This window comes from Aliidongia dinghuensis (genome assembly GCF_014643535.1).
In the GTDB taxonomy this organism is placed as follows: Bacteria; Pseudomonadota; Alphaproteobacteria; order ATCC43930; family CGMCC-115725; genus Aliidongia; species Aliidongia dinghuensis.
The window spans coordinates 468971-481632 of record NZ_BMJQ01000001.1; the positions used below are offsets into that span (position 1 = coordinate 468971).

Consider the following 12662-nt stretch of genomic DNA (forward strand, 5'->3'; position numbering starts at 1 on the left):
GAAAAGAGCAACGCAATGTCTTCCCCGAATAGCCCGCGCGTCGTCATCGTGATGGGCGTCTCCGGTTGCGGCAAATCCACCATCGCGGCCATGCTGGCCGGACGCATGCACTGGGAGTTCGAAGAGGGGGACGCGCTGCATCCGCCGGCGAATGTTGCCAAGATGGCGTCGGGCCAGCCGCTCAACGACGAGGACCGGGCACCCTGGCTCGAGGCTGTCGCGGCCCAGATCGACGCCTGGCGAACGACCGGCCGTTCCGGCGTCATCACCTGCTCGGCGCTGAAGCGTCGCTATCGCGACATCCTGATCGGCGACCGGCCGGATGTTCGGCTCGCCTTCCTCAAGGGCTCAAAGGAAGTGATCGCCAACCGCCTGGCCGCGCGCCAGGGCCATTTCATGCCGGCGGCCCTGCTCGACAGCCAGCTGGCGACGCTCGAGGCGCCGTCCGAGGACGAGCACCCGATCACGGTCGAGATCGGCCCCCGGCCCGAGGTCATCGTGGCGCGCATTGCGGAGCAGCTGGAGCAGTAACCGTTCGATCCTCCCGCCGACCTTGCAACCAAAGCGCGCGCCGGCTATGGCTATCAACCGATTTGTCGGTCGGCGGGGGATATTCTTTGTCCAAGTTCTTTTGCGCGATCCGCGTCGGCGTGATCGTAGCGGCACTTTGTGCTTTTTCGTACACGCCTTGGGCGCAGGCTCAGGATTGCAAGCTCGTTAGCCGGGGGGAAATCCCGCTGACGCGCTCCAGCGACGGGCATCTGCTGCTGTCGGTGGCGCTCAATGGCAAGCCCGTCCAGATGGCGCTCGATTTCGAAAGACCGTTTACGACAATTTCGCGAGCGAAGGTCAACGAGTTGGATGCGCCCGTCACCAACCAGGCCGGTGGGGAGTTCCGGCTTGGTGAGGATGCCCTTGGTGACGTTGCGATGCTTGGTTCCGTGCGCTTGGGCGCCGCCAGCGTCGACCGCCTGGAGGCGGTGGTGGATGACGGACGCAAGGCCTATAACGGCATCATCCTCGGCTACAACATGCTGCAGTATTTCTTGCCGGAATTCGATCTCGCGCATGACGTGATCCGTCTGTTCGACAAGCGGCATTGCCCCGACAAGGTCGTCTACTGGGCCCCGGACTACTTGACGTTCAAGTACGATGATCACATCGGCCGCATGTTACTCGACGCCAAGGTCGACGGGCGCGACGTTCACGCGATGCTGGCGCCGGAGCGGGTGCAAAGCACGATTTCTTATGATGTCGCGGACGCCTCGGGCATTTCCCATGACACTGGCGGGGCGCTGCAGACTCTGGAATTCGGTGGCATCACGCTTCGGCACGCGGCGGTCCAGGTTGCGGACCTGCGTTATGCACGGGGGCCCTCCGGACCGGACGCGCATATCCAGGCCAGGGCGCTCTTAACGCCGACCGATATCAAGATCGGCGCCGACGTGCTGAAGCATCTGCGCTTCATCATCGATTTCGAGGCGAAGACGGTCTATTTCACCGTCGGGTGACGCCTCCTCTCAACCGTCATGCCCGCGCAGGCGGGCATCCAGGGCGAGCGATGCGCTGTTAGGGGCCGAAGTCTTTGCGGCCACTCTGGATCCCCGCCTGCGCGGGGATGACGGGTTATGTGGTTGTCAACCCCTCCGCACGACCTCGATGCCGCCGGGGCGGGCGATGATCACGTCGGTCGCGAGCCCGATGAAGAGCCCGGTCTCGACCACGCCCGTGAGGCTTTTGAGCGCGGCGTGCAGCTTGGCGGCTTCGGTGATCGGGCCGAAGTCGCAGTCGAGGATGAAATTGCCGCCGTCGGTGACGAAGGGCTGCCCGTCCTTGCCGAGCCGGAGCTTGGGTTTGGCGCTGAGGCCCTTCAGCTGCCGCTCGGTCGATTGCCAGCCGAAGCGCACGGTCTCGACCGGCACCGGTGTGCGGCTGCCGATCGTCCCCTGCAGCTTGGTCTCGTCGATGATGACGGCCATGCGCTTGCTCGCGGCCGCGACGATCTTCTCGCGCAGCAGCGCGCCGCCCAGGCCCTTGATCAGGGTCAGGTCGGCGAGGTCGACCGCATCGGCGCCGTCAATCGTGAGGTCCACCGCGTTGTAATGGCCGAAATCGGTCAAGGGAATGCCGAGACGCTGCGACTGCGCCGCCGTCACTTCGGAGGTCGGGATGCCCACGACCTTGAGGCCGGCCGCGACCCTGGCGCCGATCGCGTCGACCGCGAGGGCGGCGGTCGAGCCGGTGCCGAGCCCCAGCACCATGCCGTCCTCAACCAGCTCGACCGCCTTTTCGGCGGCAAGGCGCTTCAGGCGCTGGACCTCGTCTTCGGCCATCGGGATTCTCCTTGGGGAAAGTTCGCTCAGACCGCGACGGTCGGGCGCAGCGCGCCGATCGCCCGGGCATAATCCTTGGAGCCATAGACAAAGGCGCCGGCGACGAGCGCGTCGGCGCCGGCGGCGATCACCTTGGGCGCCGTCTCGGCATTGATGCCGCCGTCGACCTCGATCCACGGCGCGAGGCCGCGGTCGTTCGCCATCTGCCGGAGCTTCGCGATCTTCGGCACCACGTCATGGATGAATTTCTGACCGCCGAAGCCGGGATTGACCGACATGACCAGGATCACGTCGCAGAGCGGCAGGACATAGTCGAGCGCGTCCGCCGGCGTCGCCGGGTTCAGCACGGCGCCGGCCTTCTTGCCGAGGTCGCGGATTTGGCCCAGCACGCGGTGCAGGTGCGTCGTCGCCGAGGTCTCGGCATGGACCAGGATATGATCGGCGCCGGCCTTGGCGAAGTCGGCGACGTATTTCTCGGGCTCGACGATCATCAGATGCACGTCGAGCGGCTTCTGCGTCGCGCGCCGGGCCGCCTCGACCACGAGCGGGCCGATCGTGATGTTCGGCACGAAGCGCCCGTCCATCACGTCGACATGGATCCAGTCGGCGCCGGCCGCGTCGACCGCGCGGATCTCGTCGCCGAGCCTGAGGAAGTCGGCCGACAGGATCGACGGGGCGACGACCACGGGCCGGTCCGGCCGGGCGGGGTTGGCGATGCTCATGGGCGGCCTCGATGGGTCATCGACGGAAGATGCCGGCGGGTGTGCGAGAAAACACCCGCCGGGTCAAGGGGTGCTTCAGCCCTTCGGCGTCTCGACATGGCCGCCGAACTGGTGGCGCATGGCCGACAGGAGCTTTTCGGCGAAGGTGTGGTCCTGGCGCGAGCGGAAGCGGACATAGAGCGCCGCCGACAGCACGTCGGCCGGCACGGCCTCCTCGATCGCGGCATTGATCGTCCAGCGGCCTTCGCCCGAGTCGGCGACCGAGCCCTGGTAATGGTCGAGCGCCGGATCCTCGGCGAGCGCCAGCGCCGTGAGGTCCAGCAGCCAGGACGAAACCACGCTCCCGCGCCGCCAGACCTCGGCGATGTCGGGCAGGTTCAGGCTGAATCGATGCTCCTCGGGCAGGAGCGGCGAATCGGCGTGGCGCATGATGTCGAAGCCCTCGGCGAAGGCCTGCATCAAGCCGTATTCGATGCCGTTGTGCACCATCTTGACGAAATGGCCCGAGCCCGAGGGGCCGCAATGCATGTAGCCCTGCTCGGGGCGCGGGTCGGCGTCGGCCGGCCGCTTCGTGCGCGCGATCGAACCCTGGCCCGGCGCCAGCGCCGCGAAGATCGGGTCGAGATGGTCGACCGCGGGTTTGTCGCCGCCGATCATCAGGCAATAGCCGCGCTCGCGGCCCCACACACCGCCGGACGTGCCGACGTCGATATAATAGATGCCCTTTTCGGCCAGTTCGCGAGCGCGGCGGACGTCGTCCTTCCAGAAGCTGTTGCCGCCGTCGATCAGGATGTCACCCGGATCGAGCAGGGCCGAAAGCTGCTGGATCGTCTCTTCGGTGGCGGCGCCCGCCGGCAGCATGACCCAAACGGCGCGGGGGGTGGAAAGCTCGCCGATCAGCGCTTCGAGCGACGAGGCGCCCGTCGCGCCGTGCTCGGCAAGCGCGCCCACCTGCGCCATGCTCTGGTCATAGACCACGCATTCGTGGCCCTTGCCCAGGAGCCGGCGGACGATGTTGCCACCCATCCGGCCGAGACCGATCATACCCAGCTGCATTCCATTCTCCGTCGATCGGTCTCTTCGGGCGCCGAGGCTAAAGCCTCAGGCCAACGCCCGACCGATCGCCGACGCCAGCCGCTCCAACCCTGCCACGGGATCGGGGCCCAGGTGAACCCTGAGCGCCCGGCGGCCCCGCTCGGCGAGCACGGCGAAATCACCGCGCGCCTGGGCCGCCTTCACAATGCCGAAGCCATAACGCTTTCCGGGCACCGGGAGTTCTTCCGCTTCGTCGCAGGTGATCTGCACAAACACGCCATTGTTGGCGCCGCCCTTGTAGACCTGCCCGGTCGAATGCAGGAAGCGGGGGCCGAAGCCGAGGCAGACCGCGGCATGGGTCGCGTCGCGGATGGCAAGCCGGAGCTCCTCCAGGATCTCCTCCGTGGCGGCGTTCATCGGCAGGAAGGCGAGCAGCGCCACATAGTCGCCGGTACCGGTGCGGCCCAGATGGGCCTTGAGCGTGTCGACTAGGGTTGCGCTGCGGGCCGTGGCCTTGAGCGCGGCCGCGTTGGCCTCGTCGGCGAAGAGCTTGATGCCCTCATCCTCGAGGAACGGCGTTTCCGCCGGCAGCGAGCCCTCTTGCTCGTAGGCATCAGTCAGTTTGCGGGCGGCGATCTTGGCGGATTCGACGTCCGGCTGGTCGAACGGGTGGATGCCCATGGCGGCACCGACCACGGCGGTCGCGATCTCCCAGCGGAAGAATTCCTGGGCGACGCCATAGGTGTCGACGACCTCGATGTGCACGACCGGATGGCCGGCGTCGGCCAGCGCCTGGATCGCGGCGGCGCGCGGGTCGGGCCGGCCGGCGAGGGTCAGATGGACGAACAGGCGGTCGGCGCCGTAGACGCTGGGCTCGCTCACCTGCTTCGCATCGATCGGCACGATGCCGCGGCCGATCTTGCCGGTCGATTCTGCCAGCAGCTGCTCGGCCCAGCCGCCGAACGCATCGAGCCCGGGGCCGGAATAGATCGTGAGCTTGTCCCGCCCTTGGGCGAGGCCGGTCGCGAGCACCGCGCCCAGGAGCAGGCCCGGATTTTCGCCGGCCGGCACCTCGGGCTTGCACGCGGCGGCCATCGCTTCAGCCGCGCCGACGAGGCGGCCGAGATCGAGGCCCATGGCCGCGGCGGGCACCAGGCCGAACGGCGAGAGCACGGAATAGCGCCCGCCGATTTCCGGGTCGCCCAGGAACAGGCGCTGAAAATTCTCGGTCTCGGCGAGGCGCTGCAGCGACGAGCCCGGATCGGTGATCGCGACCAGCCGGCGCGCTGCTTCCTCGGCGCCCAAGAGATCGACGAGCGCCTTGTGGAAATGCGCCTTGAGTGCGTTCGGCTCCAGCGTGCTGCCGGACTTGCTCGACAGGATGACGAGCGTCTGGGAGAGATCGAGCGACGCCTGGATGGCGCGGACCTGGGTCGGGTCGGTCGTGTCCGCGACATGGAACTCGGGCCAGCCGGGCTGCGTGCCGAAGGTGCGGGCGAGCACTTCGGGCCCAAGGCTCGAACCGCCCATGCCGAGCAGCAGGACATGGGCATAGCGCTGTGCATCCGTGCGGAAGCCAGCAAGGCTGCTCAGGTTCTGCTGCATCCGGCCGGGGATGTCGAGCCAGCCGAGCCAGCGGCCCTCGTCGCTGCCGGTCCACAGGCCAGCGTCGCGCGCCCAGAGCCGCGCCATCCGGCCTTCGGTCCGCCAGCGAGCGAGCTCCCGGGCGACCGCCTCGTCGAGCGCTGGGGGCAGCAGGGTCCGGGTGCTGTTCAGTTTCTGGCTCGGGTGCTGCGCCTCGGACGCAATCATTGCGATCTCTCCTCGTGGATCCCTGACGTCGAATTCTGCCCGCCGGCCGGGGCGGGCGACGAACATGAACGCTCCGGTGGGCCCAAGCATTCATTTTTTTCGTCGCTTTCCGGAAGATTTTCGTCGCTTTCGGATTGCTCCCGCCGCCCGGCGGCCTATCGTTGTGGGCACAAGCTTTTCGAGTGAAGGACCGCCTCAAATGCCGATCAAGAATCGTATTGCCGATTTCCATGCCGATCTCACGGCCTGGCGCCGGGACATCCACGCGCATCCGGAAATCGCCTTCGAGGAACATCGGACCTCGGCGCTCGTCGCGGCGAAGCTCGAGGAATTCGGCATCGAGGTGCATCGCGGTCTCGCCGGCACGGGCGTCGTCGGCACGCTCAAGGGCAACCGGCCGGGCGACCGGGCGATAGCACTCCGCGCCGACATGGACGCGCTGCCGATGCCGGAGGCGAACGGGTTCGAGCACGCCTCGAAGAACGAAGGCAAGATGCACGCCTGCGGCCATGACGGGCATACGGTTATGCTGCTGGGGGCGGCGCGCTACCTCGCCGAGACGCGCAATTTCGCCGGCACGGTGCATTTCGTGTTCCAGCCGGGCGAGGAGGGCGGCGGCGGCGGCCGGATCATGGTCGAGGAAGGCTTGTTCGAGAAGTTCCCGGTCGAGGAAGTCTATGGCATGCACAATTGGCCGGGCCTGCCGGTCGGCCAGTTCGCCGGCCGCGTGGGTCCCGTCATGGCGGCAACCGACCAGTTCGAGATCACGCTCGAAGGCCGCGGCGGCCATGCCGCCCAGCCGCACAAGACGGTCGACCCGATCGTGCTGGGCTCCCAGGTCGTGGGCGCCATCCAGACGATCGCCAGCCGCAACGCCGATCCGATCAAGAGCGTCGTCGTCTCGGTCACCCAGTTCCACGCCGGCTCCGCGTTCAACGTGATCCCGCAATCGGCCTGGCTGTGCGGCACGATCCGCACGTTCGACGCCGACGTGCGCCTCCAGGCGCGCGAGCGGATCGAGGAAATCGCCAAGGGCGTCGCGATAGCGCTCGGCGGCAGCGCCGAGGTGAAGTTCAAGTTCGGCTATCCGGCGACCGTCAACCATGCGGATCAGACCGAGACGGCGCTTTCCGTGGCCGAGCGCGTCGCCGGCGCCGGCAACGTCCAGCGGGACATCCCGCCCTCCATGGGCGGCGAGGACTTCGCCTATATGCTGCTCGAGAAGCCGGGCTCCTACATCTTCATCGGCAACGGCCCCGAGGTCGAAGGCCAGAAGCTGCATCAGGTCAACTACGACTTCAACGACGAGATCCTGCCGGTCGGCGCCAGCTATTGGTCGCAGCTGGTCGAGGACGTGCTGGCGCACGGCTGACCGCTACGACCATCTCTCCTCTCATCATGGCCGGGCATGATGAAGGAGGGAAAAGGGGCGGCTTGCGCACCGGCGTAAGCATCAGAGCCGGATGGCGCCCTCGGTTGCGAGGGCTTCGATCTCGGCTGTGCCGAAGCCGTGCTCGAGCAGCACCTCGCGGGTGTGCTGGCCGTAGAGCGGCGCCGGCCTCGTGCCGCCGCCGGGGCTGTCGGAGAACTTGACTGGCAGGCCCAGCGCCTTGACCGGCCCGGCCACCGGATGGTCGGTCTCGACGATCATGCCGCGGGCGAGTGCCTGCGGATCCTCATGCATCTGTCGGACGTCGAGCACCGGCCCGGCCGGCACGCCTGCCGCCTCGAGCAACGCCAGCCAATCGGCCGATGGCCGTCGGCGGAAATACCAGGTGAGCTCGGCCTCGAGCTCCGCCAGGTGCGCCATGCGCTCCGGATTGGTGCGGAAGCGTGGGTCCTCGGCGAGCGCCGGTGCCTCCAGCACCTCGACGAGCCGAAGCCAGTTCGGCTGATTGGCGGCGCCGACCGTGATCCAGCCGTCGGCGGTCTCGAACGCCTGGTAGGGCGCGTTCAACGGATGGGCCGAGCCCATCGGCCCGGGAGCGGCGCCGGTCGCGAACGCGATCGCCGACTGCCAATAGGTGTGGGTGATGCCGGCCTCGAACAGCGAGGTGTCGACCATCTGGCCGCGTCCGGTCACGTGGCGGTGATGGAGGGCGGCGAGGATGCCCATGCAGGCGAGGATGCCGGCGGTGATGTCGGTGACCGGAGCGCCGACCTTGACCGGCGGCCGACCGGGGCCCTCGCCGGTGATGCTCATGAGCCCGCTCATGCCCTGCGCCACCAGGTCGAAGCCGCCGCGGTCGGCATAAGGCCCCGTGCGGCCGAAGCCGGAGATCGAGCAATAGATGAGCCGCGGGTTGTCCGCTTTCAGCGCGTCGTAGCCGAAGCCCATCTTGGCCATCGTGTCGCGCCGGTAGTTCTCGGTCACGACGTCGGCCTGAGCCAAGAGGCGTTTCAGCACGCGCTTGCCGCCTGCGGTCTTGAGGTCGAGCGCCACCCCGCGCTTGTTGCGGTTCATCATGAGATAGGCCGCGGACTCGCCCGCGATCGCCGGCGGCACGGAGCGGCGCGTGTCGTCGCCGCCCGGGATCTTCTCGACCTTGATCACGTCGGCGCCCATGTCGGCAAGCATCAGCCCGCAGGTGGGTCCCGCCATGACGTGGCTGAGCTCGATCACCTTGACGCCTGCGAGCGGTCCGGTCGGCGGGGCTGGGTCGGTCATGGCGCTTCAGCTCCCATTCGTGGACAAGGCGGATAGTGAAGGCCTAACCCGCTGATCAATCAAGCAGGCAGGGCTGCCATCGAATGGATAGATGACGGCGGCCATAATCCTTCCGCATTTGTGTCGTCATATTGGCGGGTGACACCTCCGGCCGGATCGCTTATCAAGCCCCCGGCTTCTCGAGCGGATGATCCTCTTGTCGCATAGTCTCAGATACGGCCTCGCCCTGGTCGCGTTCGTGGCGCTTGCCGGCTGCTCGCCGGACTATTCGCCCGACACGTACAACGCCAATGCGGTGCAGCAGGCCAACAAGGCCGAGCCCGGCGTCATCGTGGGATTCCGCCAGGTGTCGATCAGTGCCTCCGGCACGGTGGGGGCCGTCACCGGTGGGGCCGCCGGCGGCATCCTCGGCGCCCAGGTCGGGCCGAACGGCACCGCCTCGGCCTTGGGTGCGGTCGGCGGCGGCGTGGTCGGCAGCCTGCTCGGCGCCGGCATCGAGCATGCGACCTCAGACACGATCGGCTGGGAATATATCGTGCAGAAGCCGAACGGCGACCTGCTGTCGGTGACCCAGCGCGAGCCGACGCCCCTGCCGCTCGGTCAGAAGGTTTTGGTCATCGCCGGCAACCAGGCGCGCGTCATTCCGGACTACCGGGCGATCACAGACCTGCCGAAGGATAAGGATAAGCCGGCCGACAAGGATAAGGCTGGGGACAAGGCCGCGGTCGCGGCGGCACCGCAGCCAGCCGCCGTCGTTCCGCCCTGGTCGGTCGTGCCGATGACGCCGCCCAGCACGACCCTGCCCAGCACGACGCCGGCCGACCCAGCCGCCGCTGCGGCCACCGCGTTGGCGCCGGTTGTTTCGTCGGTGGTGAAGACGCCGGTCACGGCGCCCGTGCCGACATCGCTTACCCCTGCGGTGGCTCCGGCGCCTGCCGAGGAGCCGTCGACACCCGCCGCCGAGCCCGCGCGGGCCCAGGCAACCGAACAGCCCGCAACCGAGCAGCCAGCACCCGAACCGCCGGTCGACAAGGCGTTGGCCGGCAAGGCGCCGGCGGACCAGGCGGCACCGACGCAGTAGCGCTGAAAAGAGGAAATCCCCTCTTCACTCTTGGGAGCGAAGAGGGGGGCTTCTTTCTAGGCCAGGCTCTTGGTCGCCATCTCGAACGTGCCCTTCGACAGGTTCGGGGTCGCGAGCACGCGTTCCAGCGCCTGCTTCATCAGCGTTTGGCGGCCCGTGTCCTGGCGGCGCCAGGTGCCGAGCGGGATCACCAGACGGGCCGCGATCTGGCCGTTGATCGCGTCGAGCGCGATTACCTCGTCGGCGAGGAAGGTGTAGCCGGCGCCAGATGCGTCGTGGAACTTCGCCGGGTTCGCCATGCTGAGGCCACCGATGAGGGCGCGCACCCGGTTCGGGTTCTTGAGGTCGAACGCCGGATGGCGGGTCAGCTGCCGGACATGCTCGATCGTGCCGGGCAGCGACGACATCGCCTGGATCTGGAACCAATTGTCGATGACGAGATCCTCGCTCGCCCAGCGCTCATAGAACTGGGCAAGCGCCGTCTCGCGCGCCGGTCCCTCGACGTCGGCCAGGATGCGCAGCGCGGCCAGCACGTCGGTCATGTTTCGCTGGGCGCGGAACTGCGCTTCCGCCCGCGCGATCGCAGTCGGCTCCCGCGTCGCCGCCAGATAGGCGAGTGCCGTGTTCTTGAGCGCGCGCCGGCCGATCGACAGGCCGTCGACCTGGAACGGCCCGGCATCGTCGAGCCGCTCATAGGTCTCGGTCAGCTTGGGTGTCAGGTGGCGACCGATCTCGCCGCGCACGAAGTCGCGGACGGCGTGGATCGCCTCGACGTCGACCGTCGCCATCTGGTCGGCGAGGAACGGCTCGCTCGGCAGGACCAACGCCTCGGCGATGAAGGCGGGATCGCTGTCGGCTTCGGCCAGCGTGCTGGCTTGTGCCGTGAGGAAATCCTCCGGCACGGCCAGCGCGTTGCCCCGGCGATAGGTCTCGACCAGGTCGAGCAGCAGCCGGGTTGCGACTTGCTGGCCGGATTCCCACCGGGTGAACGGGTCGGTGTCGTGCGCCGCCAGATGCTTCAACTGCTCGAGCGGCACGCCCGAGAGCTTGACCGGCGCCGAAAAGCCGCGCAGCAGCGACGGGATCGGCCGGGTCTTGAGGCCGGTGAAGCGGAAGGTCTGTTCCGTCTCCTCGAGCTTGAGGAGCCGCGTGCCCTTACGGCCTTTCGCCTCGCCGTCGAGCCGGATCGAGAGCTCGGCGCCCTTCTTGTCGAGCAGGCCGAGTGCGACCGGGATGACGAGCGGCTCCTTGTCCGCCTGGCCTGGCGTCGGCTTCGTTTCCTGGCGCAGCGTCAGCTCATAGGCGCCGGCCTTGGCATCCCATGCCTCGCGCACGGTCAGCTCCGGCGTGCCGGCCTGGCGGTACCAGCGCTTGAAGCGGCTGAGGTCGATGCCGCTCGCATCCTGCATGGCCGCGACGAAATCCTCGATCGTGACCGCGTCGTTGTCGTGGCGCTGGAAATAGAGATCCATGCCCCGGCGGAAGTTCTCGCGGCCCAAGAGCGTGTGGATCATGCGTACGACCTCGGCACCCTTCTGGTACACGGTCGCGGTATAGAAGTTGTTGATCTCGATATAGCTTTCCGGCCGCACCGGGTGGGCGAGGGGGCCTGCGTCCTCGGTGAACTGGCGGGCGCGGAGCGAGCGCACTTCGCCGATGCGCTTCACCGCACGGCTGCCCTGGTCGCAGGAGAATTCCTGGTCGCGGAAGACGGTCAGCCCCTCCTTCAGCGACAGCTGGAACCAGTCGCGGCAGGTGACGCGGTTGCCGGTCCAGTTGTGGAAATATTCGTGCGCCACGACCGTCTCGATGCCTTCGTAATCGATATCGGTCGCGGTCTCGGGCTTCGCCAGGATGTATTTCGTGTTGAAGATGTTGAGGCCCTTGTTCTCCATGGCGCCCATGTTGAAGTCGGACACGGCGACGATGTTGAACACGTCGAGGTCGTATTCGAGGCCGAACACCTCCTCGTCCCAGCGCATCGAGTCCTTGAGCGCCTTCATGGCGTGAGCGCACTTGTCCTCGTCGCCGCGCCGGACCCAGATGGCAAGGTCGATGCGCCGGCCGGACCGGGTCGTGAACTCGTCGCGCGTGCCGACCAGGTCGCCCGCGACCAGCGCGAAGAGGTAGCAGGGCTTCGGGTGCGGGTCCTGCCACTTCGACCAGTGGCGGCCGTGGGAGCTGACGCCGCTGTCGACCGGATTGCCGTTCGACAGCAACACCGGATAGCGCTGGGCGTCCGCGACGATGGTCGTGGTATAGCGCGCCATCACGTCGGGCCGGTCGAGGAAATAGGTGATGCGGCGGAAGCCCTCGGCCTCGCACTGGGTCGTGAAATTGCCGCCAGACTTGTAGAGGCCCGAGAGCTCCGTGTTGTTCTGCGGCTCGATGCGCGTCTCGATGTCGAGCGTGAACTCGCGCGGCGCGTCCGGGATCGTCAGCGACTGCTCGTCGACCTGGTAGCGGTTGGGCCCGAGCAGGTCGCCGTTGAGGGCGACCGAGACGAGCGTCAAGGCCTCGCCGTCGAGCCGGAGCGCCCGGGATGGGCCTTGGGCTGCCGGGTTGCGGCGCACGTCCAAACGCGCCTTGACGGTCGTGTGCGTCTCCTCCAGCTCGAACAGCAGGTCGACCGTGTCGATCAGGAAATCGGGAGCTTGATACTCGGCGAGGCGAATGGTCTTGGGCGGGATGGCGTCGCGCTGAGCGTCGAGCATGGTTTCTCCGGGAGGCGTCCTGAACGCAAGAAAGCGCGCACTCTAGCCGAGGGGACCCGGGAGGGAAACGTCGGAAAACGAGCGTTTTGTCTCAAGTGCCTCGCCGCCCCCCGGGCGGACGGCGGGACGGCGGGTTTGGGATATTTCCGACGGCGCGAGGGATAAAAGACGCGGCCCAGGCGTAGAAGAGGTATCCGCCTGCGAGGCGCTTCAGGATCCCCTCCAGAAGCCGGTAGACGGTATTCGCCCCGCGATCTCCCCCTCGCGGGGCGCTTTTTTGGCGTCGACGGCCCTGGG

The 12662-nt window shown here is 67.6% G+C and carries 10 protein-coding genes; 4 read left to right on the forward strand and 6 right to left on the reverse strand.

The window, feature by feature from the left end; genetic code table 11:
- Positions 1-15: 15 nt before the first annotated feature.
- Positions 16-531, forward strand: a complete 516-nt coding sequence (locus IEY58_RS02295) for a gluconokinase (protein WP_189041992.1) — start codon at positions 16-18, stop codon at positions 529-531.
- Positions 532-617: 86 nt separating this feature from the next.
- Positions 618-1511 (forward strand): pepsin/retropepsin-like aspartic protease family protein, encoded by an 894-nt coding sequence (locus IEY58_RS02300; protein WP_189041994.1) that lies wholly within the window; start codon positions 618-620, stop codon positions 1509-1511.
- A 126-nt stretch (positions 1512-1637) separates the two neighbouring features.
- On the opposite strand, the gene rpiA is transcribed toward IEY58_RS02300, so the two are convergent.
- The 4 genes from rpiA to IEY58_RS02320 all read right to left on the reverse strand — a co-directional run bounded on the left by rpiA (position 1638) and on the right by IEY58_RS02320 (position 5902).
- Positions 1638-2333, reverse strand: a complete 696-nt coding sequence (gene rpiA / locus IEY58_RS02305) for a ribose-5-phosphate isomerase RpiA (protein ID WP_189041996.1) — start codon at positions 2331-2333, stop codon at positions 1638-1640.
- Positions 2334-2359: 26 nt separating this feature from the next.
- Complete coding sequence (gene rpe, locus IEY58_RS02310) at positions 2360-3055, reverse strand: ribulose-phosphate 3-epimerase (protein WP_189041998.1); 696 nt, start codon at positions 3053-3055, stop codon at positions 2360-2362.
- Between the two features lie 75 nt (positions 3056-3130).
- Entirely contained in the window at positions 3131-4111 is a 981-nt protein-coding gene (gene gnd, locus IEY58_RS02315) for a phosphogluconate dehydrogenase (NAD(+)-dependent, decarboxylating) (RefSeq protein ID WP_189042000.1), read from the reverse strand.
- 45 nt (positions 4112-4156) lie between these two features.
- Positions 4157-5902 (reverse strand): bifunctional transaldolase/phosoglucose isomerase, encoded by a 1746-nt coding sequence (locus IEY58_RS02320; protein WP_189042001.1) that lies wholly within the window; start codon positions 5900-5902, stop codon positions 4157-4159.
- Between the two features lie 199 nt (positions 5903-6101).
- On the opposite strand from IEY58_RS02320, the gene IEY58_RS02325 reads away from it, so the two are divergent.
- Positions 6102-7274 (forward strand): M20 aminoacylase family protein, encoded by a 1173-nt coding sequence (locus IEY58_RS02325; RefSeq protein ID WP_189042003.1) that lies wholly within the window; start codon positions 6102-6104, stop codon positions 7272-7274.
- A gap of 81 nt (positions 7275-7355) precedes the next feature.
- On the opposite strand, the gene IEY58_RS02330 is transcribed toward IEY58_RS02325, so the two are convergent.
- On the reverse strand, positions 7356-8570 hold the full coding sequence (locus IEY58_RS02330) for a CaiB/BaiF CoA transferase family protein (RefSeq protein ID WP_189042005.1): 1215 nt from the start codon (positions 8568-8570) through the stop codon (positions 7356-7358).
- A 196-nt stretch (positions 8571-8766) separates the two neighbouring features.
- On the opposite strand from IEY58_RS02330, the gene IEY58_RS02335 reads away from it, so the two are divergent.
- A complete protein-coding gene (locus IEY58_RS02335) occupies positions 8767-9651 on the forward strand; it encodes an outer membrane lipoprotein (protein WP_189042007.1) in 885 nt (294 codons plus the stop codon).
- Positions 9652-9707: 56 nt separating this feature from the next.
- Here the strand turns inward: IEY58_RS02335 and pepN are convergent, their stop codons facing one another.
- Positions 9708-12365: an aminopeptidase N gene (gene pepN, locus IEY58_RS02340; RefSeq protein WP_189042009.1), complete on the reverse strand. Its 2658-nt coding sequence runs from the start codon at positions 12363-12365 to the stop codon at positions 9708-9710.
- Positions 12366-12662 lie beyond the last annotated feature (297 nt).

Excerpts from the sequence above, each read along its gene's own strand:
- IEY58_RS02295 (WP_189041992.1), top strand. The coding sequence starts at position 16 with ATGTCTTCCCCGAATAGCCCGCGCGTCGTCATCGTGATGGGCGTCTCC.
- gnd (WP_189042000.1), bottom strand. The coding sequence starts at position 4,111 with ATGCAGCTGGGTATGATCGGTCTCGGCCGGATGGGTGGCAACATCGTC.
- pepN (WP_189042009.1), bottom strand. The coding sequence starts at position 12,365 with ATGCTCGACGCTCAGCGCGACGCCATCCCGCCCAAGACCATTCGCCTC.
- IEY58_RS02330 (WP_189042005.1), bottom strand. The coding sequence starts at position 8,570 with ATGACCGACCCAGCCCCGCCGACCGGACCGCTCGCAGGCGTCAAGGTG.
- rpe (WP_189041998.1), bottom strand. The coding sequence starts at position 3,055 with ATGAGCATCGCCAACCCCGCCCGGCCGGACCGGCCCGTGGTCGTCGCC.
- IEY58_RS02320 (WP_189042001.1), bottom strand. The coding sequence starts at position 5,902 with ATGATTGCGTCCGAGGCGCAGCACCCGAGCCAGAAACTGAACAGCACC.
- IEY58_RS02325 (WP_189042003.1), top strand. The coding sequence starts at position 6,102 with ATGCCGATCAAGAATCGTATTGCCGATTTCCATGCCGATCTCACGGCC.
- rpiA (WP_189041996.1), bottom strand. The coding sequence starts at position 2,333 with ATGGCCGAAGACGAGGTCCAGCGCCTGAAGCGCCTTGCCGCCGAAAAG.